The sequence below is a fragment of the Sphingobacterium sp. T2 genome (genome assembly GCF_000814685.1).
In the GTDB taxonomy this organism is placed as follows: Bacteria; Bacteroidota; Bacteroidia; order Sphingobacteriales; family Sphingobacteriaceae; genus Sphingobacterium; species Sphingobacterium thermophilum.
Map to the genome: position 1 here is coordinate 24350 of NZ_JXAC01000081.1, position 21404 is coordinate 45753.

At 41.5% G+C, this 21404-nt stretch carries 22 protein-coding genes and 3 pseudogenes; 11 read left to right on the top strand and 14 right to left on the bottom strand.

Annotation, left to right across the window (positions count from 1 at the left end):
• The first annotated feature begins 35 nt into the window (after positions 1 to 35).
• Positions 36 to 878, top strand: a complete 843-nt coding sequence (gene purU, locus SD31_RS06130; protein ID WP_039053481.1) for a formyltetrahydrofolate deformylase — start codon at positions 36 to 38, stop codon at positions 876 to 878.
• Positions 879 to 929: 51 nt separating this feature from the next.
• Here purU and SD31_RS06135 read toward each other — a convergent pair.
• The 4 genes and pseudogenes from SD31_RS06135 to SD31_RS06145 all read right to left on the bottom strand — a co-directional run bounded on the left by SD31_RS06135 (position 930) and on the right by SD31_RS06145 (position 3395).
• Positions 930 to 1830: pseudogene (locus tag SD31_RS06135) on the bottom strand (class I SAM-dependent methyltransferase).
• Positions 1831 to 1892: 62 nt separating this feature from the next.
• A complete protein-coding gene (locus SD31_RS06140) occupies positions 1893 to 2447 on the bottom strand; it encodes an ABC transporter ATP-binding protein (protein ID WP_316929790.1) in 555 nt (184 codons plus the stop codon).
• A 19-nt stretch (positions 2448 to 2466) separates the two neighbouring features.
• Positions 2467 to 2649 carry an ATP-binding cassette domain-containing protein gene (locus SD31_RS20735; RefSeq protein WP_316929791.1) on the bottom strand — a complete coding sequence of 61 codons (183 nt, stop codon included), beginning with the start codon at positions 2647 to 2649 and terminating at the stop codon, positions 2467 to 2469.
• Between the two features lie 10 nt (positions 2650 to 2659).
• Positions 2660 to 3395 (bottom strand): annotated as a pseudogene (locus SD31_RS06145) (MlaE family ABC transporter permease).
• Between the two features lie 200 nt (positions 3396 to 3595).
• Here SD31_RS06145 and SD31_RS06150 point away from each other — a divergent pair.
• Complete coding sequence (locus SD31_RS06150) at positions 3596 to 4492, top strand: LiaI-LiaF-like domain-containing protein (RefSeq protein ID WP_039053482.1); 897 nt, start codon at positions 3596 to 3598, stop codon at positions 4490 to 4492.
• 45 nt (positions 4493 to 4537) lie between these two features.
• Positions 4538 to 6535, top strand: coding sequence for a (E)-4-hydroxy-3-methylbut-2-enyl-diphosphate synthase (ispG, locus tag SD31_RS06155; protein ID WP_039053483.1), 1998 nt, complete (start codon positions 4538 to 4540; stop codon positions 6533 to 6535).
• 48 nt (positions 6536 to 6583) lie between these two features.
• Here ispG and SD31_RS19995 read toward each other — a convergent pair whose 3' ends face one another.
• Positions 6584 to 7126 carry an MFS transporter gene (locus SD31_RS19995; protein WP_262506555.1) on the bottom strand — a complete coding sequence of 181 codons (543 nt, stop codon included), beginning with the start codon at positions 7124 to 7126 and terminating at the stop codon, positions 6584 to 6586.
• On the bottom strand, positions 7027 to 7830 hold the full coding sequence (locus SD31_RS20000; protein ID WP_262506556.1) for an MFS transporter: 804 nt from the start codon (positions 7828 to 7830) through the stop codon (positions 7027 to 7029). Before SD31_RS20000 ends, SD31_RS19995 begins: the two co-directional genes overlap by 100 nt.
• 98 nt (positions 7831 to 7928) lie before the next feature.
• Here SD31_RS20000 and fsa point away from each other — a divergent pair, with 98 nt between their 5' ends.
• The 3 genes and pseudogenes from fsa (at position 7929) to rnr (ending at position 11781) form a co-directional block, all read left to right on the top strand.
• The gene (gene fsa / locus SD31_RS06165) at positions 7929 to 8588 is read left to right on the top strand and encodes a fructose-6-phosphate aldolase (RefSeq protein WP_039053484.1); all 660 of its coding nucleotides are present in this window, start codon (positions 7929 to 7931) and stop codon (positions 8586 to 8588) included.
• Positions 8589 to 8673: 85 nt separating this feature from the next.
• Positions 8674 to 9147, top strand: a complete 474-nt coding sequence (locus SD31_RS06170) for a Fur family transcriptional regulator (protein ID WP_039053485.1) — start codon at positions 8674 to 8676, stop codon at positions 9145 to 9147.
• A gap of 502 nt (positions 9148 to 9649) precedes the next feature.
• Positions 9650 to 11781: pseudogene (gene rnr / locus SD31_RS06175) on the top strand (ribonuclease R).
• 50 nt (positions 11782 to 11831) lie between these two features.
• On the opposite strand, the gene SD31_RS20005 reads toward rnr, so the two are convergent.
• Positions 11832 to 12335, bottom strand: a complete 504-nt coding sequence (locus SD31_RS20005) for a metallophosphoesterase family protein (RefSeq protein ID WP_082021843.1) — start codon at positions 12333 to 12335, stop codon at positions 11832 to 11834.
• Positions 12289 to 12816: a metallophosphoesterase gene (locus SD31_RS20010; RefSeq protein WP_082021844.1), complete on the bottom strand. Its 528-nt coding sequence runs from the start codon at positions 12814 to 12816 to the stop codon at positions 12289 to 12291. Before SD31_RS20010 ends, SD31_RS20005 begins: the two co-directional genes overlap by 47 nt.
• 266 nt (positions 12817 to 13082) lie before the next feature.
• Here SD31_RS20010 and rpsL point away from each other — a divergent pair, with 266 nt between their 5' ends.
• The 4 genes from rpsL to rpsJ all read left to right on the top strand — a co-directional run bounded on the left by rpsL (position 13083) and on the right by rpsJ (position 16612).
• Positions 13083 to 13487, top strand: coding sequence for a 30S ribosomal protein S12 (gene rpsL / locus SD31_RS06185; RefSeq protein WP_039053486.1), 405 nt, complete (start codon positions 13083 to 13085; stop codon positions 13485 to 13487).
• A 19-nt stretch (positions 13488 to 13506) separates the two neighbouring features.
• Positions 13507 to 13974, top strand: a complete 468-nt coding sequence (gene rpsG, locus SD31_RS06190; protein ID WP_039053487.1) for a 30S ribosomal protein S7 — start codon at positions 13507 to 13509, stop codon at positions 13972 to 13974.
• A gap of 129 nt (positions 13975 to 14103) precedes the next feature.
• Entirely contained in the window at positions 14104 to 16227 is a 2124-nt protein-coding gene (fusA, locus tag SD31_RS06195) for an elongation factor G (RefSeq protein WP_039053488.1), read from the top strand.
• 79 nt (positions 16228 to 16306) lie between these two features.
• A complete protein-coding gene (gene rpsJ / locus SD31_RS06200) occupies positions 16307 to 16612 on the top strand; it encodes a 30S ribosomal protein S10 (RefSeq protein WP_039053489.1) in 306 nt (101 codons plus the stop codon).
• Between the two features lie 74 nt (positions 16613 to 16686).
• Here the strand turns inward: rpsJ and SD31_RS06205 are convergent, their stop codons facing one another.
• A complete protein-coding gene (locus tag SD31_RS06205; RefSeq protein ID WP_039053499.1) occupies positions 16687 to 17394 on the bottom strand; it encodes a DsbA family protein in 708 nt (235 codons plus the stop codon).
• 488 nt (positions 17395 to 17882) lie between these two features.
• Between SD31_RS06205 and SD31_RS06210 the strand changes: the two genes are divergently transcribed.
• Positions 17883 to 18599, top strand: a complete 717-nt coding sequence (locus tag SD31_RS06210; RefSeq protein WP_039053490.1) for a 3-ketoacyl-ACP reductase — start codon at positions 17883 to 17885, stop codon at positions 18597 to 18599.
• A gap of 12 nt (positions 18600 to 18611) precedes the next feature.
• Here SD31_RS06210 and SD31_RS18635 read toward each other — a convergent pair whose 3' ends face one another.
• The 5 genes from SD31_RS18635 to SD31_RS16515 all read right to left on the bottom strand — a co-directional run bounded on the left by SD31_RS18635 (position 18612) and on the right by SD31_RS16515 (position 21401).
• Entirely contained in the window at positions 18612 to 18893 is a 282-nt protein-coding gene (locus SD31_RS18635) for an AI-2E family transporter (protein WP_231561237.1), read from the bottom strand.
• Between the two features lie 7 nt (positions 18894 to 18900).
• Complete coding sequence (locus tag SD31_RS06215; RefSeq protein ID WP_231561238.1) at positions 18901 to 19752, bottom strand: AI-2E family transporter; 852 nt, start codon at positions 19750 to 19752, stop codon at positions 18901 to 18903.
• Between the two features lie 80 nt (positions 19753 to 19832).
• Positions 19833 to 20228 (bottom strand): hypothetical protein, encoded by a 396-nt coding sequence (locus SD31_RS06220; RefSeq protein WP_039053491.1) that lies wholly within the window; start codon positions 20226 to 20228, stop codon positions 19833 to 19835.
• Positions 20206 to 21165: a hypothetical protein gene (locus SD31_RS06225; protein WP_197053561.1), complete on the bottom strand. Its 960-nt coding sequence runs from the start codon at positions 21163 to 21165 to the stop codon at positions 20206 to 20208. Before SD31_RS06225 ends, SD31_RS06220 begins: the two co-directional genes overlap by 23 nt.
• Before the next feature lie 20 nt (positions 21166 to 21185).
• The gene (locus SD31_RS16515) at positions 21186 to 21401 is read right to left on the bottom strand and encodes a hypothetical protein (protein WP_156138235.1); all 216 of its coding nucleotides are present in this window, start codon (positions 21399 to 21401) and stop codon (positions 21186 to 21188) included.
• Positions 21402 to 21404 lie beyond the last annotated feature (3 nt).

Below are 21404 nucleotides of genomic sequence, written 5' to 3' on the forward strand. Positions count from 1 at the left end.
TTTGGTTATATTCGACATACAACAACCTAAACTACATGACACAGACACTCATCCTTATTCAGTGCCAAGATGCCGTAGGACTCGTGGCAAATGTATCTAATGTATTAGCTAAGCACAAGCTCAACATCGTCACCATGCGTGAGTTTGTGGATATTGAACACGGTAAATTCTTCCTCCGTGTAGAATGCACAGGGAACGTCGAAGAATCCAATGGTCTCTACAGCCACCTCAAAGCAGTCTTGCCTCCCAATGCGGAGATAAAGATTAACCCTTCCCACAAAAAGCGACTGGCGATTCTAGTCACCAAAGAGCATCATTGCTTGGCCGACATCTTAGTACGTCACTATTTCAACACACTCAATGGAGAAGTGTGCGCCGTCATAGGTAACTATGACAACCTCCGTGATTTCACCGAACGCTTCGATATTCCGTTTTTCCATATTTCACATGAAAACAAATCCAAAGAGGAATTTGAACAGGAAATAAGCCTGAAGCTAAGAGAAGTCGCTCCCGACTATATTGTATTGGCCAAATTCATGCGTATCCTCTCACCGAAGTTTGTTTCCGAATTTGAAAATAGGATTATCAACATACACCATTCATTTCTTCCCGCTTTCATTGGCGCCAACCCCTACAAACAGGCTCACGACAGAGGTGTGAAGATCATAGGAGCCACGGCGCATTTTGTTACGAATGACCTCGATGAAGGTCCTATCATCGTGCAGAGCACCAAAAATATAGACCACAGTTATGATGTACAGAAGATGAGAAGAGCAGGGCAGGAAATTGAAAAGGCTGTGCTCGTAAGAGCTATTCAGCTGATTACGGAAGATCGTGTCATGCTCAACGGCAACAAGACCATCATCTTCAAAGCATAAAAAAAAATACCCCTAAGCGTATACTAAGGGGTATTTTGTATTCAGAATATCTTATTTTGCAAATTTTCTAAACTTACCGAACACCCCTAATGGCAGCTTAGGGCCGGCAGTAGCCTGTAGATAAAGTTCCCCTATTTCGAGGTTTTCTACCTGTGGATAAGCCATAGTAATAAGGTTTTCTACGATTACCGAAGAAAAGCCCAAAGAATAGGTGTTCAATATCAAGAAATGCTCTTTAGGATCCAGCAGCTGCACCACATCCTGCATCATCTCCATGATATGGTCTTCCAGTTTCCACTTTTCACCTTTCGGACCGTGGCCATAGGCCGGAGGATCAAGGATAATACCGTTGTATTTATTGCCGCGTTTTACCTCCCGTTTCACAAACTTCAAAGCATCTTCCACCACCCAGCGGATGTCCGATAACCCGGACAGTTCCTGATTTTCGTTGGCCCAAGTTACCACCTGCTTGATAGAATCCACGTGAGTGGTGTCAGCACCGGCAGCACGCGCTATCATGGAAGCTCCCCCTGTATAAGCGAAGAGGTTCAGCACACGGGGCTTAGGTGTTTTGAAGGATTTAATGGATTCTGAGATATAATCCCAGTTTACGGCCTGTTCAGGAAAGATGCCACATGTTTGAAGGATGTCAATCCTAGACGGAACTTTATGGTACATCTTTGTTTTTATATTCTATATGCCAGCGATCTACGGTTTTGGGATTTTTCTTGATCCAATCGCCGCTGGTTGCTGAACGTCCTTTGAATTTGATATGATAACGCTTATTCCATTCGGCATCACCCAAACCTTTCGGCCATACCGCCTGAGGCTCCGGACGAATCAAGATAAGGTTTCCGAAACGTTCTAATTTTTCAAAATCACCACAGTCGATCAATTCATAATCTTTCCAGTGTTGTGGTGTCAATAGCTGAATATTCGTTGGAGTTGACAATGTGCTTTTCTTTTATTTTTGCAAAGGTAAAGAAAAATAGCGAACTAAGCAGGTTGAGACTCTTACTTCATCACATTCCTTGCAGCCTTCATCAACGGGCTGGCAAAGACAAAATCATTCAACTCCTCTACATCCGAATGCAGCATATCCTGGTTGGAGCCTTCCCAGAATTTTTGACCCTTATATAGAAAAAGAATATACTCTCCTATTCCCATTACCGAGTTCATGTCGTGTGTTACCACCACCGTAGTACACTGATATTCTTGGGTGAGCTCTTGTATAAGCTCATCAATTAAGATGGATGTTGCAGGATCCAGTCCCGAGTTAGGCTCATCGCAGAACAGATATTTTGGGTTCATACTTATAGCACGGGCAATGCCTACACGCTTCTTCATACCTCCCGACAACTCCGAAGGATAAAGCTTATTGGTATTCTTCAGGTTCACGCGTTCCAAACAGAAGTTAGCCCTGTCCCTCTTCTCTGACTTACTCATATCCGAAAACATGTCCAGTGTAAAAATGATATTCTGCTCTACGGTCATGGAGTCAAAAAGAGCAGAATTCTGGAAGAGCATGCCTATCTCCTTACGGATGGGTACCTTCTCCTCAAAATTCATGGACGTAAATTCCTTGCCATCAAAAAACAACCTGCCCCTCATCGGGTTTATGAAGACCTACCATACATTTCAGCAAAGTACTTTTTCCGGATCCCGACCCTCCAATGATAAGCGACACCTTCCCCGGCTCAAATACAGCATCAATACCTTGCAATACCGCATTGTCTCCAAAAGATTTATGTATATTCCTAATTTCTATCATGCCTTCGCTACTATAACATTAATGCTGTAATCAAATAATCTGTTGACCAAAATCGTGATACATCCTATTACTACAGACTTGGTTGCCGCGGCTCCCACCTCTAGCGCCCCACCACGCACAAAGAAACCTTTATATGCAGGCACAGATGTGATGATAAAGCCATATACTACGGCCTTGACGAGGGCTACCGCCACGGTATACCCCTTAAAAGCTGTCTGAATTCCGGCAACATATTCTGTAGGAGTTACTGCATCAGTCAAAGCACCTCCGACAAGACCTCCTACCAAGCACAGCCTATAGCAACAATGACTAAGACAGGAATCATCACCACTCCCGCTATAATCTTAGGCAAGATCAGATAGCCGGCAGCATTTATCCCCATAATCTCCAGAGCATCAATCTGCTCGGTAACACGCATAGAGCCGATTTGAGAGGCTATGGAAGACCCTACCTTACCCATAAGCACTAACGCCGAGATTGTAGGCCCCAACTCTAGAATATTGGAATCTCGGTTGATTTGCCCTAATCACCGAATTAGGAATAAAGCCGGAGTCCAGCTGATAAGCAATCTGCATGGTCATTACGGCTCCTATAAAGGTGGAAATAATAAGTATCAACCCCAAAGACCCTACCCCTATATCGTTCATCTCATAAAGAATCTGCTTCCAATATACTCTCCACTTTTCGGGTCTTTTGAAAACCTTCTTAAGTAAAAGTAAGTATTCACCAAAATAATAGAAGATCATATATTCACTTACGGTTTACGCTAAAATACATATTTATCACTGAATTATATAACCGCTGAATGTCATAAATTGTTTATCGAAACTCGCAAATTCATGACATTTACCGAAAGTAATACTTACTTCGCCGAAAAATATTATATATAATATATTTTCTTGTGTAGATTAGCGAAAGAATCAGGATATTAGATTAATTTTTAGGTATGAGAGGGACAATATCGACAGGAATTTGGTTAGTGTTTTTCGGAATTGTGGCTTTACTGCACAATTTTGATGTGGTGCATTTCAACTTTTATGCTATACTCAAATACTGGCCTTTGATCATTATCTCCGTTGGAATAAACTTAATGTTTCAATATAAAAACTTTGGAACCGCGATAATCATTGCTGCCAACGTAGCTATATGTGCATTTTTGGCAGTAATAGGTTACACTTCGGAAGAAAAGTTCAACTGGAAAGATAAGATTAACTTTGAAAGTTCGGTAAAAACCAAGGGGAACTCTCCGAACAGTGTAATCATACCGTTAAAAGATTCTGTATCTAATCCGGAATTTTCCTTTAATATTAGTGCAGCTACCATAACTATAGATAGCACTACCCATCATTTTCTAGAAGCAAAATCTACCAACAAAAGCATAGGTTTCTCTTTGGAGAAGAAAAGAAACAGTATTGAGCTTGATGGTAGCATCACCAATAAAAAGGCCAAAGATAATTTTGTCACCTTGGCTTTTCATAAAGATTTTGTGTGGGACTTATCCTTCAACATTGCTGCGTCTCGCTTCGATGCCGACTTCAGCAGCTGCCAATTCTCCAATTTGGAGTTGAACGGCGCCGCAGCAGATATTCAATTAAAGTTGGGAAATCCCGTTAAGCGAGAAACCACTATAGAAGTCAATACAGCGGCCTCGGCCTGCAAAATTTCCATTCCGAAAGATGCTGCCTGTGCTGTCGAGATGGCTACCATCCTTTCCTCTAACAAACTGGATGGATTTACCAAAGTGGATGACCAGTGGCAGACAGCAAACTTCAACTCCGCTTCCCAAAAATATATTATTGAAATCAATGGGGCTGCCAACTCACTGACCATAGAGAGATATTAAAATAGGTTAGTAATAAACCTATAAATACCTACCTTTGTACTTGTAATGGAAGCACAACAACGTTTGACATTGCCTGGAGGCTATTGTAACTCCAAGCTTATATATTCCCGTTTCAAAACAAGGGAAATCTATATTGGCGATGTACCTATGGGCGCAGATAACCCTATACGTATCCAAAGTATGACAACTATCGATACGATGGACACGCTAGGTACGGTAGAACAAACCATACGCATGGTAGAAGCTGGCTGTGAATATGTGCGTATCACGGCCCCAAGCATCAAAGAAGCTGAAAATCTCGCCAACATTAAAAAGGAATTACGTGCCAGAGGATGCAACGTACCGCTGGTAGCAGATATACACTTTACCCCTAATGCCGCGGAAGTGGCCGCTCGTATCGTAGAAAAGGTACGTATCAATCCCGGCAATTATGCTGACAAAAAACGTTTCGATCAAATAGATTATACAGACGAAGCATATCAGGCTGAACTAGATCGTATCTATAAAAAGTTTGCCCCTTTGGTGGCTATCTGTAAAGAGTACGGAACAGCAATGCGTATAGGTACCAACCACGGTTCCTTATCTGACCGCATCATGAGTAGATATGGAGACACACCGGAAGGCATGGTAGAATCCGCCATGGAATTTATACGCATATGTGAGGACCTAAAATTTCATAACCTCTGCGTGTCGATGAAATCATCCAATCCGCAGGTAATGGTTCAGGCTTACCGCCTCCTGGTAGAAAGAATGGTGGCAGAAAACATGAACTACCCATTACACCTCGGGGTGACAGAAGCAGGAGACGGTGAAGATGGACGCATAAAATCTGCCGTAGGTATTGGAACGCTGTTGGAAGATGGTATTGGAGACACAATACGTGTCTCGCTGACCGAAGAACCGGAAAAGGAAGCACCGGTAGCCATAGCCTTGGTAAATCGCTACAGTACACGTAAGACACAGGCGGCCCAGGAGAACAGAGAAATCCTAGCTTTCAGCGCCGAGCAGAAAACGACCCCTTACCATACAAGAGAAGTCAACGCCTTCATCGGCGGATCCATGGTTCCACGTGTAATCATAGATATTTCATCCCGCAACCTAAAAGATCCTTTTATCCTTTCGGATGTAGGATACAAATATGATGCGCTGAATGACAAATACCACATGGGAGACCAATCGGTGGATTTCGTATATCTTGCCGATGAATTGCCTTCATTCACCATGCCGGGTAACCTTAAACAACTTTATAACTACAAAACTTGGCTCCAACTCTCCAACAAAACGAATATACACCCTATCTACTCTTTGGCTGAATACAATACTGCAGAGATTAAAGATCCGGCATTAAATATAGTACGTCTTCGCAACGATGAGCTAAACAGCGAAGAGTTCAGCAACCTTAGCATTGACCATACACTGGTATTTGTCGCGGAAACCGACCATGTTCATGGCATGGCTGATCAGCGCCAGTTTTTTGCCAATCTGCAGGAAATAGGATTAGATATTCCTGTTATCATCAAACGTTCTTATGCCAGAGAAGAATTTTCAGGACCCGTAGGTGATGCGATGAATCCTGAAGAACCAATCTCAAAGATACAGCTATACGCCGCCACTGACTTTGGCGCCTTGCTTATAGATGGTTTAGGCTCCGGCATATGGATAGACTCTCCTGCTACGCCGACGGACAAGCTTGCCTCTATTTCATTCGGTATTTTGCAGGCTACCCGCTCCCGCATTTCCAAGACAGAATATATTTCCTGTCCGAGCTGCGGACGTACCCTGTTCGACCTACAAGAAACTACCCAGATGATTCGTTCGCGAACCAGTCACCTCAAAGGGCTTAAGATTGGCATCATGGGATGTATAGTGAACGGCCCCGGCGAGATGGCCGATGCAGACTACGGCTATGTAGGTGCCGGACCAGGTAAAGTTACCTTATACAGAGGTCAGCAAGTGGTTAAACGTAATGTAAATTCTGCCGACGCCTTAGATGAACTCATCAACATCATCAAAGCGGACGGCAGATGGATAGACGAAAATTAATTCTACCTATACTAATAAGACCTTAGAAAATTTCTAAGCTTATTAGTATCACTTTCTCCATTGAGGATATTCAATCTTAAATAATTTACGTTGAATATGCAGACGTAGATAAATATAGAAACAAACGGATATCAAAACGCCTATACTTCCCATGATATAAAGCGCATTTTTAAGCCCTACAGCTTCAGCCATAGCACCCGTTAACAAACTTCCTATTGGGAAGATTCCTTGAAAAGCCATCACATAATAAGACATTATACGCGCCCTAAAAGCCGGTAAGGAATGGGTCTGTATATAGGTATTGATACTGGAGTTTTGCATCATCATGGCGAAGGATACCGCTACAGTAGATAAAATGGCAGAAGGTAAGAAATGTGAATAAGCAAGTAACAACAGCGACACGCCCATGATCAATGCCGAAAACATTACTCGATAGCGAAGATTCTCTCCAGACTTGAGACTCGCCATCCGTATAGCTCCAATCATAGCCCCTAATCCAGCCGCCGACTCAAACCACGAAAAGGTTGCTTCATCTCCATGGAATAGATCACGTGCAACAGCCGGCAATAGAGAAGTATAAGGAATGAACAAATAGGACTCGAAAATGTCATGATAATAATCAAAGAAGCAAGATGAGGAGATCGCTTCAGATAATCAAAACCATCCTTCAACCCTTGCATATGAGAGCTGCCCTTGGATAAGATTATTGGCTTCTCCTTCACTTTCATCAACGACAAAGTTGTCAAAACCGGAATAAAACTCAGGAAATTAACAAAGAAACACATCAGTTCACCATAGGCACTCAAAAGAAAACCTCCTATGGCGGGCCCTACCATACGTGCCGCATTAAAGACGGAGGAATTCAACGCAATGGCATTGGGCAAATCCTTTCTATTATCAACCAAGGAAGACAAGAGAGCCTGTCTGCCCAACACATCGAAAGCATTAATCACCCCTTGTGTAAAGCCTAGCACGCACAACCACGTTACTGACTCCCAACCGACAAATACTACTAATGTCAACAGCCCCGCCTGTAACATCAGAAGCACCTGCGTCCATACCACCAGCCTGTATTTAGAGCGCCTGTCTACAAAAGATCCTATAAAAGGCGACAGCACCAACGAAGGCAGAAGAGAAATGAAAGAGACAAAGCCTAACCAAAATACAGAGTTCGTAAGTTCATATACCAGCCAGCTTATGGCTATGCGCTGCATCCATGTACCTAGAAGGGATAATGACTGTCCTATCGTATGCAGCCTAAAATTAGGATAATGCAACGACCTGAAAATTTCCATGCAAGCAATATATCTCTAAATATTGAATAATTAACTACATTTGTAACAGCTAAATTTATAGATAGTTTTAAATTTATTACATTTCAACAGATTAGAGCATGAAGTTTTTTATCGACACAGCCAACCTAGATCAAATCAAAGAGGCACAAGACTTAGGCGTATTGGACGGGGTAACAACCAACCCTAGCTTAATGGCAAAAGAAGGCATAACAGGAGAAGAAAATATTCTAAATCACTACAAAGCTATTTGCGACATCGTAGATGGCGACGTAAGTGCTGAGGTAATCTCTACCGATTACGAAAACATGATTAAAGAAGGTGAAAAATTAGCATCTTTAGACCCTAAGATTGTGGTTAAGGTACCTATGATTAAAGATGGTGTTAAAGCTATCAAATACTTTAGCCAAAAAGGTATCAAAACTAACTGTACGTTGGTATTCTCTGCAGGTCAGGCCTTATTAGCAGCCAAGGCGGGAGCTACCTACGTTTCACCTTTCGTTGGCCGTTTGGACGACATCTCTGTAGATGGCTTAGGCCTTATCGAAGAGATCCGTCTTATCTATGACAACTACGGATTCCAAACACAAATCCTTGCCGCTTCCATCCGTCACAGCGCACATATCTTAAGCTGTGCGAAGATCGGCGCCGATGTGATGACAGGTCCTTTGTCGGCTATCACCGCTCTTCTAAAACATCCTTTAACTGATAGCGGCTTGGCTCAGTTCTTAGCAGACCACGCCAAAGCAGCAGGCAAATAAAACGAAATTACACGCATATTGTGAAACCCTCCAACACTCCATTGGAGGGTTTTCTTTTACCCTTAAAATTTAGTATTTTTACATCATGAAAACTGCAGCACACGAAGTAAATAGGACAGCTACTCAAGCTGATTTTACCCAACTTTTGAAGTCGAACGGACTAAAAGTTACCAAACCGCGCCTTCGTGTTCTGGAAGTAATATCTGACAAAAAGACAGCCATCAAACAACCCGAATTGGAGAAGGTGTTCGGCTCCGAAATAGACCGCGTGACCTTATACCGCATCCTGGCATCTTTCGAAGACAAGGGAATACTCCACAAAATTTTTGACCTGCACGGCACTGCCACCTATGCCATATGCTCATCCAAATGTACCGAACATCACCACCACGATCAGCATGTTCATTTCATTTGTTCAGTATGCAACAGTGTGTACTGCCTTGACGAAATTTCCATTCCAAAGATTAACGTTCCACAAAATTTTTCCCTTCATTCTATAGGCATTAATGCAGTAGGTATCTGCAGCAACTGCCAGGAAGAAATCACCGAAAATAAATAGCTTTCCACTTTTCTTACAACCTGAAGACTGAAAATCTTGCACATTCTTCAATATCGTGCAAAAAAGGTCTTTAATATGAATTTCATGCCTAAAAATCACGCCTTTATTTTAGCTAAATAGAATTATAAATCTTTATTTTATAATTATTTAAATCAGCTAAAATAAAACATTAAATTGACACATATAATTATCCAAAACAACTTGACAAAAAACAAACAACAAACTAAAACACTGACAATCAAGCTATTACAAAATAATATTTTAGCATAAAAACTAAATAAATAACTATTTATCAATACATTATTAAAACTAAAATAAACACTAAATTCATAAACAAAACTTTACCTTCATCCAAAAGCTTAACAAAGGCTTAATATGAATATCTGGTATCAATTTTGTATCTTTAGAACCAACTAGAATAGAATACCTATCTGCCCAAATGAAAGTAGCCCCTCTCCTACTCTTGGTTTAAGATAGAAGAAATGAACAACAGAAAACTTCAATGAAGAACAAAAAAGAAAACCCATATAAAGAAGTCTTAACAAAACTGATTATTGACGTCTTTGAGAAAAACGGTAATCAGCTAATGAACTACAAACAGGTAGCGGCAAAGCTTAACATCACGGATGCAGAGTCAAAAGCCGCTATTGCAGACATCCTCAATGACGCCTCCAAAGAAGGCTTCTTCCAACAACCCGAAAGAGGGAAATTTAAATTACGACAGCTTAACGTTTACATAACAGGAACTGTCGATATGACAGCTGACGGATCAGCCTACATCGTGCCAGACGACGAGCTTGAAAACGACATCTTCGTAGCTCCAAGAAAGCTGCGACAAGCTCTCCATGGAGACTATGTTAAAGTGCACGTTTACGAACGTAAAAAAGGAAAGAAAAGAGAAGGTGAAGTGGTGGAAATTTTGCAGCGTGCAAAAACCGATTTCACCGGAACGATAGAGATCTCGAAGAACTACGCCTTTTTCCTTCCGGATGACAGGAAAATGCTTAATGATATCTTCGTGCCTTTGGCCAACCTCAACGGCGCCAAGGATGGAGAGAAGGTAGTTGTCTCCATCATCGAATGGCCAAAAAATGCCAAGAACCCGATAGGTACGGTAAAGGCTGTACTAGGAAAAAAAGGAGAGAACGACACCGAAATGAATGCCATCCTTACGGATTTCGGTTTTCCACTAAAATTTCCGGATGAGGTAGAAAAGGCAGTCCAAGCTATACCGGACGAAATTCCGACAGAAGAGATAGCAAAACGTCGTGACTTCAGAGACGTCCTCACCTTTACAATAGACCCTTTCGACGCCAAAGATTTTGACGACGCCATCTCCTTCCGTGTGCTGGACAATGGCAATTACGAAATCGGAGTACACATCGCGGACGTGACCTATTACGTCACGCCGGACTCTATCTTAGATAAGGAAGCTTTCAGCAGAGGAACCTCCGTCTATTTGGTTGACCGTGTTATCCCGATGTTGCCAGAGCGCTTGTCCAACGATTTATGTTCATTAAAACCCAATGTGGATAGGCTTACCTTTTCTGCCGTATTCGAGATGGACGATAAGGCCAACGTGTTGAATGAATGGTTCGGCCGCACCATCATCCATTCGGACCGCCGCTTCACTTATGAGGAAGCTCAAGAAATCATCGAAACAAAAGAAGGGGATCACGCCGAAGCTATACTCAAATTAAATGAACTGGCTCACATCTTGCGTGAACGCAAATTTAAAAATGGCGCAATAAGCTTCGAAAGTGAAGAGGTGAAATTTCACTTGGATGAAAACGGAAAACCTTTAGGTGTCTACACCAAGATCCGAAAGGATGCACACAAACTGATAGAAGACTTCATGTTGCTAGCCAACCGCAAGGTGGCAGAATTTATCGGCAAACGCGGAAAAGGAAAGAACAAGCCCGGCTTTGTGTATCGCTTTCACGATGTACCTAATACCGAAACACTGACCAGCTTCTCCACCTTTGCTGCCCGTTTCGGCCATAAGCTCAATCTACGCACTGAAAAGGAAGCAGCAAAATCCCTAAATGCACTGATGACACGTATTGAGGGCACAAAAGAACAAAACCTTTTGACCTCCTTGGCGATTCGGTCCATGGCTAAAGCTATATATACAACCAAGCGTCATTCGCACTACGGACTAGCTTTCGACTACTACACCCATTTCACATCACCTATACGTCGTTATCCAGACGTAATGGTACATAGACTTCTTCAGTTCTACTTAGAAGGAGGCAAAAACATTAATATAGAACAATACGAAAAGATGGCCGAACATTCGTCACAAATGGAAAAGAAAGCAGCCGAAGCCGAAAGAGCGTCCATCAAATACAAACAAGCCGAATTCTTACAAAATCAGATTGGCGTTGAATACATCGGTATTGTTTCTGGTGTCACAGAATGGGGAATGTACGTGGAGATCGAAGAAAATAAATGTGAAGGTATGGTTAGATTGAGGGATATTACAGATGATTTCTACATCCTCGACGAGAAAAATTACGCTATCATAGGACAGCGTAAAGAAAAAAGTATATCAGCTGGGAGACGAAGTACGTATCAAAGTGAAAAAAGTAAGACTTAGAAAAAAGACAGATAGATTTTACGCTTATCAGCTAATAAAGAAATCCTAAGCCGAGGCTTAGGATTTCTTTATTTAGGTCATACACCTATTTTCTCCATTTAAAAACTGTTCCGTTAAATCCAGAAACGGAATCCGGTAAAGTTTCCAAGCTTATATGCGAATGGAAAGCCGGTTCATACCCCGTTATTTCTACCGCCTCTATTCCTTTTCTTTTAGGGAGGGTGATGAGTGCGTATGCTTTCGTCGCCGGAGCCGTATGCCCCAGCAATGGTCTAGGCCCTCCACCAAGACATCCGGCATGCAGCAGCACCAGCTCTTCCTTTGTCGCCGGATAGTAGGCATGCTGATGTCCGGAAATATACATATCCACACCGTGTTTACGGAGAAATTCAAGCGTAGCATCCGCCTCGTTAAGTACCTCCCCTTTCTTATTTTTTGAAGCAACGATAGCATAGAGCGGAAGATGGCCAAGCACGACGCGCGCACGGGCTTGCTTAGCTATAGGCTGTTCCAACTGCACTGCCATCCACTGCTTCACGGACTCAGGAATCACTGCCGAAGAGGCATCCCAGCTTATGAAAAACAACATTATCTTTCATATAGGAGTAATAGTATGGATAGTAAGTGTCATCCACAAAAACAAGATTTGTCTTTTGCTTATTCTTAATCCAAAACGAGGAAGCTGCCGCCCTATCAAGCTTATAGCTAGGAGAAGCATCGTGATTGCCCACAGTAAAACCAAAGGGTATGCGCAACTGAGCAATAGGTTCCAACACATACTGACCGAAAGCCAGCCACATTGAATCCAGACGCGAAGCCGTCAACAAAGCTTTCTGCCCTGCGACCATATCTCCCCCACATAAAATAAGATCCGGCTTAATATCCTTAATACGCGCCACCACATCATGGACCTCCTTACTGTAGGTGACCGAACCATAACTATCGTTCAGATCTGAAATCAAAAGAATTTTCAGTTTACGATTTTTACTTTCTTTGCGTAGGGACTGTGCCACAGCGAAGGTACAGCCCAGACAAAGTATTAGACTTACAAGTATTCTGTGTAGACTCATACTTCAAAAGTAACCATTAACGTCCATATCTTATCTTTCATACAGAATTTTTCAACACTATTTTCCAAAAAAGACAAGTACACCTTAACTTTGCACATCATTTTAACGAGAAAAAAGAACAGACAATCCCTACAGCAGCTAATGCTTGAAAAGTGCGGTTTATGTCTAAAACTTTTTTCTACACAACACTTTACATTTACATTTTTTCTATATATCTTTGCGGACTTAAAAAAGGATTTTAAACAAAAATTTAAAACGAAAGGTAAATGCCTACTATTCAACAATTAGTTAGAAAAGGTAGAGTAGCTCTGGTTGATAAGAGTAAGTCACCAGCGTTGGACTCATGTCCACAGCGAAGAGGTGTGTGTACACGTGTATACACTACTACCCCTAAGAAACCAAACTCAGCAATGCGTAAAGTAGCTCGTGTACGTTTAACAAACGGTAAAGAGGTGAACGCGTACATTCCAGGTGAAGGTCACAACTTACAAGAACACTCGATTGTATTGATCCGTGGTGGTCGTGTGAAAGACTTACCAGGTGTGCGTTACCACATCATCCGTGGTGCACTAGATACTTCAGGTGTAGCAGGTCGTAACCAACGTCGTTCGAAATATGGAACTAAACGTCCTAAACCAGGACAGGCGGCTCCAGCAAAAGGTAAAAAATAATTAAACGGAGGAAAAGAAAATGAGAAAAGCAAAACCAAAAAAGAGAATCATTTTGCCTGATCCAAAGTTTAACGACGTTCAGGTAACGAGATTTGTAAACAATATGATGTATGACGGTAAAAAATCCATCGCATACTCTATTTTTTACAACGCTATAGATTTAGTAGAACAAAAAACTCAAGAAAACGGTTTAGAGGTTTGGAAAAAAGCTCTAAACAACGTTATGCCTTCAGTAGAAGTTAAATCTCGCCGTGTAGGTGGTGCTAACTTCCAAGTTCCTATGGAAGTACGTCCTGAACGTAAAATTTCCTTGGGAATGAAATGGTTAATAACTTACGCTCGTAAACGTGGTGAGAAAAACATGTACGAGAAATTAGCGGGCGAAATCATTTCAGCTTCTAAAGGTGAAGGTGCAGCTGTTAAGAAGAAAGAAGATACGCACAAAATGGCGGAAGCTAACAAAGCGTTCTCACACTTCAGATTCTAATAGTGAAAACAGACATTCAAATATAGGCACACCGACCCTGGATAATAAAGCAAATTTATTATCAAGGTCGGTGTACTTATTTCCAAAAACAGTTTAAAATAAAAGCCCCCTAAGGGAAACTTTAATCATATGGGAAAAGATTTAAAATTAGTTAGAAATATTGGTATCGCTGCCCACATCGATGCTGGTAAAACGACAACTACAGAACGTATTCTTTACTACGCCGGTGTAAACCACAAGTTGGGTGAAACCCACGAAGGTTCTGCTACAACAGACTGGATGGCACAAGAGCAAGAGCGTGGTATCACTATTACTTCTGCGGCTGTAACAGTATTCTGGAACTACCGCGGTAAAAAATACCAAGTGAACATCATCGATACACCAGGACACGTGGACTTTACCGTAGAGGTAAACCGCTCTTTACGTGTATTGGATGGATTGGTATTCTTGTTCTCTGCTGTAGACGGTGTAGAACCTCAATCAGAAACAAACTGGCGTCTTGCAGACAACTACAAAGTACCTCGTATCGGTTTCGTAAACAAAATGGACCGTTCTGGTGCGGACTTCTTGAAAGTTGTTAAGCAAGTAAAAGACATGTTAGGCTCTGAGGCTGTAGCTTTACAGTTGCCTATCGGAGCTGAAGATGACTTCAAAGGTGTAGTTGACTTGATCAACAACCGTGGTATGGTTTGGAATGAGCACGACAAAGGTATGACTTATACAGAAGTGCCTATTCCTGATGACATGAAAGAAGAAGTTGCTATCTACCGCGAAAAATTATTGGAAGCTGTAGCTTCTTACGATGAGTCTTTGATGGAAAAATTCTTCGAAGATCCTGATTCTTTGACAGAACGTGAAATCTTAGACGCATTACGTAAAGCGGTATTAGACAACGCTATCGTACCAATGGTTTGTGGTTCTTCGTTCAAAAACAAAGGGGTACAAACTATGCTTGACTTGGTAATGGAATTATTACCTTCTCCAGCAGACCAAGATGCAGTAAAAGGTACGGACCCTAGAACAGAACAAGAAATCAACCGTAAACCTTCTGAGTCTGAGCCTTTCGCCGCCTTAGCATTCAAAATCGCTACTGACCCATTCGTAGGTCGTTTATGTTTCATCCGTGTGTATTCTGGTGTGCTTGAATCAGGTTCTTACGTATTGAACACTCGTTCGGGCAACAAAGAACGTATCTCACGTATCTTCCAAATGCACGCCAACAAACAAAACCCTATCGAAAGAATCGGTGCTGGTGACATCGGTGCGGTAGTAGGTTTCAAAGATATCAAAACTGGTGATACTCTTTGTGATGAGAAAAACCCTATCGTTCTTGAGTCTATGGTATTCCCTGAGCCGGTTATCGGTTTGGCAATCGAGCCTAAAACTCAAGCTGACGTAGATAAATTGAGTATCGCATTAGGTAAATTAGCAGAAGAAGACCCTACATTCCAAGTATTCTCTGACGAAGAGACTGGTCAAACAGTGATCAAAGGTATGGGAGAGCTTCACCTTGAAATCTTGATCGACCGTCTGAAACGTGAATTCAAAGTAGAGGTTAACCAAGGAGCTCCTCAAGTAGCTTACAAAGAGTCTATCACAGGCTCTACCGAACACCGTGAAGTGTACAAAAAACAAACTGGTGGTCGTGGTAAGTTCGCGGATATCAAAGTGGTTATCTCACCAGTGGACGAAGATTGGGATGTTACAAAGAGCCCTCTTCAATTCGTTAACGAAATCGTGGGTGGTGCTATTCCTAAAGAATACATCCCTTCTGTACAAAAAGGTTTCGAAGCTGCTATGGCAAACGGTGTATTAGCAGGATACCCATTGTCAGGCATGAAAGTTCGTTTGATCGATGGTTCATTCCACCCTGTGGACTCTGACTCATTATCATTCGAATTGGCAGCAAAATTAGCTTACCGTAACGCCTTACCAAAATGTAGCCCAGTGTTGATGGAGCCTATCATGAAAGTGGAAGTGTTGACTCCAGAAGAAAACATGGGTGATGTTATGGGTGACTTGAACCGTCGTCGTGGTCAAATGCAAGGCCTTGACTCTCGTAACGGTTCTCAAGTGATCAAAGCTCACGTACCACTATCAGAAATGTTTGGTTACGTAACTCAATTACGTACTATCACTTCAGGTCGTGCAACTTCTACAATGGAGTTTGATCACTATGCTGAAGCTCCTCTTAACATCCAAGACGAAGTGGTAGCTAAGTCTAAAGGTAAAATAAAAGATATCGAAGACTAATAATCTAGATATTTAAAGGATAACCGACCTCCTATTGCAAATAGCTCTAATAGGAGGTCATTTAAAACAATAAAGTAAAATGAGCCAAAGAATTAGAATCAAATTGAAATCTTACGATTACAATTTAGTTGACAAATCAGCTGAGAAAATCGTAAAAACAGTAAAACCTACAGGTGCAGTAGTATCAGGTCCTATTCCTCTTCCTACTGAAAAGAAAATCTACACTGTATTGCGTTCACCACACGTTAACAAAAAAGCACGTGAGCAATTCCAATTATGTTCTTACAAAAGATTATTGGATATCTACTCATCAAATGCTAAAACTGTTGACGCGTTGATGAAACTTGAATTACCTTCAGGTGTTGAAGTTGAAATTAAAGTGTAATTGAATTAGATTTCAATATCCAAAGAAAAACCTTCTCTTGTGGAGAAGGTTTTTCCATTTCTACACAACCGAACTTAGTCGCAACCTTCAGGCCCACAAGAAGGAGCTTCTTCTGACTGTTCTATTTCAAAAGTACTATTGTTTGCCTTCCACTCTGTTACAGCTTTTTCCAATGTTTTCTCGAAAACCTCTATGGGCTGGGCACCGGAAACTCCAAACCTACGGTTGTACACAAAAAAAGGAACTCCTTGAATTCCAAGTTGCCGCGCCTCGTGGATATCCATCTTCACCTCATCATCCAGACGTCCCTCTTGCAGCGTCTTCTCAAAATCGTCTGCCGACAATCCTACCTTATCCGCAATGTCTTTTAAAACTTCCAAATCGTCTATATTTTTCCCTTCGGTAAAATAACTTCGAAACAGAAACTCTTCGACATCATTCTGCTTACCGAAAGCTTTTGCATAGTGGGTCAGCACATGAGCCCGGAAAGAATTTGCAACTATCGACTTATCGAAATTATAGACAAGACCTTCCTGTGCAGCCATCTGTGTGACCTGTGCATTTAGCGCTTTAGCTTGCGCTAAGTCTATACCTTTATGTTGAGCCAGATATTCGTCAATATTCAAAGAAGGATCCGTTTGTAGGTAAGGATTCAGCTGAAAGCTCTTCCATTCTATTTCCACCATATCCTTGTAAGGAGAATGCTCCAAAGATTTTTCAAATCTTCTTTTACCGATATAACAGAAGGGACACATCACGTCACTCCATATCTCAATCTTCATTTTATGCATAACAAATTCTATATATCCTAAAAATACGAAGAGCAAGAGAATAATCCGTCAGTCTAATGTATAAAAAAAGCCTTACTCCAGCATGAGAAGTTTTCTTAAAATAGATATCCTATTCCGATGCTAAGAGACCTATTCTACAATCTCTCTGTGGCATTAAATCCACATTCATCAGCAAGCTGTTAGCCAGTTTATACCCTCAAAGCAAGTTAATACCTGCTTCAAAAGACTCTTACATCGAATGGTCAAAACTTTCATTCTCTGTCACAGTTCTACTGTCATCAAATTTCGTGTGACATAGCTCTCTATTTTTCTCTTTTTCTACCCTTATTCTGCAGAGAAAGTCTCAACTTCACAGCAATTCCCCCTAAATCCAAATGGATATATCCCGTCACCCAAACGTGTTAATCTCTCCAATGATTTTTTACTAATCTATGGCGCAAAAATGACGTTCTTACTGACCTTTATTGGTAACTTCGTATATGGAAAATTTAAAAGGAAAGTTCGCTCTTATCACGGGCGGAGGAAGAGGATTAGGTAAGGCAACGGCCCTAGCTTTTGCTAAAGAAGGAATCAACGTAGCTATCACAGGAAGAAATCAAGCTTCCTTACAAGAGACCGTCAAAGAAATCGAAGCGTTGGGTGTGAAAGCGGCGTACAAAGCCTTTGATATTAAAAACTTCAATGAGGTATCCAAAGCTGTAGAAGAACTGAACAAAGAGTTTGGCTCATTCGATATCTTGGTAAATAATGCCGGAATTGGCGTATTCGCCTCTGTGATGGATATGGATGTAGATACTTGGACAGATATCATCAACACCAACCTATTGGGCACCTATTTTGTGACAAAAGCCGTATTACCACAGCTTATTGCAAAAAATGAGGGAGACATCATCAACGTTTCATCTACCGCCGGCTTGAACGGTGCTGCCACCACCTCAGCCTACAGTGCTTCAAAATTCGGCGTCATAGGCTTCTCGGATTCTTTGATGCGGGAAGTACGTAAGCACAACATCCGTGTCTGTACTTTGATGCCTTCTACCATCGCTACCGACATGTCTGTAGAACTCAAACTGACCGACGGCAATCCCGAAAAAGTATTGCAGCCGGAAGACTTCGCCGAACTAATTGTCGCTAACCTTAAGCTGCCTCGCAGAGCTATGCTTAAATCGGCTTCCCTTTGGTCAACAAACCCATAGCAAAAAAGACGGTTATCCGTCTTTTTTGTTTTCTACCTCTCTGATCTCCACAATTTCGGGATATAGTTCACTACGTAAGATCTTATACGAATGATCGGAGGAGTCTTCCTCTCCCAATAGAAAGCCCCACGGCTTTAGATCGTAAATCCTGTCAAAGACAATCTTCATAATCGCCAATATCGGTATGGCCAAAAACATTCCCGACACTCCCCAAATCAACTCCCCCATAATGATTGCCAACATCGCAAAAAGAGAATTTACCTTCACCTTGGATCCCACGACTTTAGGAACCACAAAGTTGCTATCTAATAAAATGAACGACAATCAGTGCTATAACCACGAAAAGCACATGGGTCAGAGAAGAGGTTGCAAAGGTAATGAGAGAAATCATCAACATGGCAGCAAAAATCCCTATATAAGGCAATACGTTGATGACACCGGTAATCAACGACAGCATAAGACTATATTTCACACCTATGATACTCAAAGCGATAAAGGTCATGGCCGCCACAATAAGCATCTGCAAAATCAAGCCTATAAGATACTTTTTCACCACATACTGTATCTCATGGGCTATTTCAAGGATAATAGCCTGATGTTGAGGCTTATTCAGCAAGAGAAAGAAACGCAGGATATGTCTTCTATACAAAAGAAGGAAGAAGGTATATAAAAAGGTAAACACCATCAGAATAAAGACCGAAGAAAGCGATAGCAAGGCTATCCCTACAATAGCCGTACCCTGATTGATGGATTTATTGAGTGTTTGCGACAAATATTCGGATTGCTTGTTATATCCTATGTTGAATGTCTGACGTATCCATTCTTGCAAAGATTCTATCCCTCCGATAATCTGCTTCTCGAAGGCTGGCCAGTCATCTTTCAACAAGGTTAACTGTGACCCTATAAGGGTAAACAGTCCCCCTACAAATGCAGAAAAAAGAATCAATGAAACCAATGCGGCCAAAGTACGATGGAACCTGAGCTTCTTTTCAAACCAGTTGCACACAGGTACCAACAACAGAGCAAACAACCCACCCAATATCAAAGGCACAATAATCGTCTGACCAATACGCATAAGATATCCTATAGCGATAATACTGATCATTATTGCCGCAAGTTTTAAGTAAAAAGGCAGAGAAAAAAGTCTACGCATAGATGTATAGGCATTTAAAAGAAATCATGCTTCCTTAATCCCTATAAATCTACATAAAGTTTGAAAAACAGAAAGTATTTTTATTTTAAAGAAAGAATAGTTTTTTTCAATGGCCTATAACAGAGAATAGCCAGCAGGATGACCATTCCGAAAACAAATAGACCCCTGAAAATTTCAGTATCCGCAAGAAGAAGAGCTTGCTGTGCTACTTTATTCTTTAATGTCGTTGAAGAAAGACGCAACGCATCATTATATAAATATTGCGAATAATATTTCCCAAATATGGCGAACCACTGTTCTTGAAACACAGGACGCGTCACATCCATATTATGGGCCAGCAGAAACTGATATTTCGTAGAAAGATAAAATACAAGATTCTGCATCAGGGCAAAACCGAAGGTGCTGGTCCAGAAACGTGTAGCGGTACCTGCTTGGGAGGCACTACTCGAAATGCTAGGATGCACCGCCCCAATCATGAAAAAAACCAAGAGGAGTCATCAAAATTCCTTGTCCTACCCCTTCTATAAATAAGGCAGGACCAATGGCACGAACCGTAGTATCCGGATAAAAAAGATAACTAAACCATAGCATCACTCCTGCCAGTATGGCAAAGGCTGTAATAAATATTTTCTTATACCCCACTCCTCTTGTAAAAAGAAAATAGGAAATCACAATCCCCAACAGACTACCTGCAACATTGAAATATTGAACCTTAAGCACATACTCCCAAGGCCATTTCCAAACTGTGCCCATCACTTGATATATATTGCTCATGCCTGATCGCAACACATAAAAGCAGAAGAATAGTATTACTCCCCCCAACACGCGCTCGGATTTAAATACCTCAAAATGATATAATGGTCTCTTGCTCGTACGCTGATAAAATAAGAATAAGGCACAAAAAAGCATACAACTCACCAAAGCCAGTATTATTCTTTCGGACTCCAACCAGTTATATTTCTTCCCATACACCAAAAAATAGGCACCCGAAATAAGACCTATAGCCAGTAAAACAACACCGGCAAGATTTAGTTGGTATAAAGGTTTCTTAGGAAAAATGCGGTGAGGACGGAGCAGAAGCAGATAAATACAAAGAGCTAGCAGATGAAAACCTATAACCGTGTAGATAATGAAATTATGACTGTAGTGGTCGATAGCGTATTTTACCAACGAAGTGGAATATTTATCACCCGTAAGCATGAACGAATACAACACACTGTAGGCTACAAACTTGGCATTGGGGCTTTTTAAGGTCTTCATCAAGACAGGAATCATAATACATCCCTCGAACAAGGATAAAGGTCCCTGAACAATCCTTAATGCTAATAGCAGTTGCGTCTGTCTTGTGCACGTCATGGCAAAAAGGACAAGGATATTGAGTGAAGTCATCACCAACAGGTAAAGCCCGCACATTCATTGCCCCGAAAAGACGACTATGCAGAAAGAGAGCACAGACAATAAGCGCATACCCCAAAGAAAACATAAACTGCAAATCCTCCACTTCCATCTACTAAAAAGGAAGCAGTGAAGGTGCTGTTCAAGTTAAACATGGACAACAGCATCAAATGGGGAAACATTGCCAATGCCAAGAGAGCTACTGCCACCTTATCAGGAACCCAAGACTTGATCAAGCTACTTGTTGTGCTCATTCT

Excerpts from the sequence above, each read along its gene's own strand:
- rpsJ (WP_039053489.1), top strand. The coding sequence starts at position 16,307 with ATGAGCCAAAGAATTAGAATCAAATTGAAATCTTACGATTACAATTTA.
- SD31_RS06150 (WP_039053482.1), top strand. The coding sequence starts at position 3,596 with ATGAGAGGGACAATATCGACAGGAATTTGGTTAGTGTTTTTCGGAATT.
- SD31_RS06205 (WP_039053499.1), bottom strand. The coding sequence starts at position 17,394 with ATGAAGATTGAGATATGGAGTGACGTGATGTGTCCCTTCTGTTATATC.
- SD31_RS20000 (WP_262506556.1), bottom strand. The coding sequence starts at position 7,830 with ATGGAAATTTTCAGGTCGTTGCATTATCCTAATTTTAGGCTGCATACG.
- SD31_RS06225 (WP_197053561.1), bottom strand. The coding sequence starts at position 21,165 with ATGTGCGGGCTTTACCTGTTGGTGATGACTTCACTCAATATCCTTGTC.
- SD31_RS16515 (WP_156138235.1), bottom strand. The coding sequence starts at position 21,401 with ATGAGCACAACAAGTAGCTTGATCAAGTCTTGGGTTCCTGATAAGGTG.
- fusA (WP_039053488.1), top strand. The coding sequence starts at position 14,104 with ATGGGAAAAGATTTAAAATTAGTTAGAAATATTGGTATCGCTGCCCAC.
- SD31_RS06170 (WP_039053485.1), top strand. The coding sequence starts at position 8,674 with ATGAAAACTGCAGCACACGAAGTAAATAGGACAGCTACTCAAGCTGAT.
- purU (WP_039053481.1), top strand. The coding sequence starts at position 36 with ATGACACAGACACTCATCCTTATTCAGTGCCAAGATGCCGTAGGACTC.
- SD31_RS06220 (WP_039053491.1), bottom strand. The coding sequence starts at position 20,228 with ATGATTGGGGCGGTGCATCCTAGCATTTCGAGTAGTGCCTCCCAAGCA.
- SD31_RS20735 (WP_316929791.1), bottom strand. The coding sequence starts at position 2,649 with ATGATAGAAATTAGGAATATACATAAATCTTTTGGAGACAATGCGGTA.
- rpsL (WP_039053486.1), top strand. The coding sequence starts at position 13,083 with ATGCCTACTATTCAACAATTAGTTAGAAAAGGTAGAGTAGCTCTGGTT.
- SD31_RS06215 (WP_231561238.1), bottom strand. The coding sequence starts at position 19,752 with ATGCGTAGACTTTTTTCTCTGCCTTTTTACTTAAAACTTGCGGCAATA.
- SD31_RS06140 (WP_316929790.1), bottom strand. The coding sequence starts at position 2,447 with ATGAATTTTGAGGAGAAGGTACCCATCCGTAAGGAGATAGGCATGCTC.
- fsa (WP_039053484.1), top strand. The coding sequence starts at position 7,929 with ATGAAGTTTTTTATCGACACAGCCAACCTAGATCAAATCAAAGAGGCA.
- ispG (WP_039053483.1), top strand. The coding sequence starts at position 4,538 with ATGGAAGCACAACAACGTTTGACATTGCCTGGAGGCTATTGTAACTCC.
- SD31_RS06210 (WP_039053490.1), top strand. The coding sequence starts at position 17,883 with ATGGAAAATTTAAAAGGAAAGTTCGCTCTTATCACGGGCGGAGGAAGA.
- rpsG (WP_039053487.1), top strand. The coding sequence starts at position 13,507 with ATGAGAAAAGCAAAACCAAAAAAGAGAATCATTTTGCCTGATCCAAAG.
- SD31_RS20010 (WP_082021844.1), bottom strand. The coding sequence starts at position 12,816 with ATGAGTCTACACAGAATACTTGTAAGTCTAATACTTTGTCTGGGCTGT.
- SD31_RS20005 (WP_082021843.1), bottom strand. The coding sequence starts at position 12,335 with ATGTTGTTTTTCATAAGCTGGGATGCCTCTTCGGCAGTGATTCCTGAG.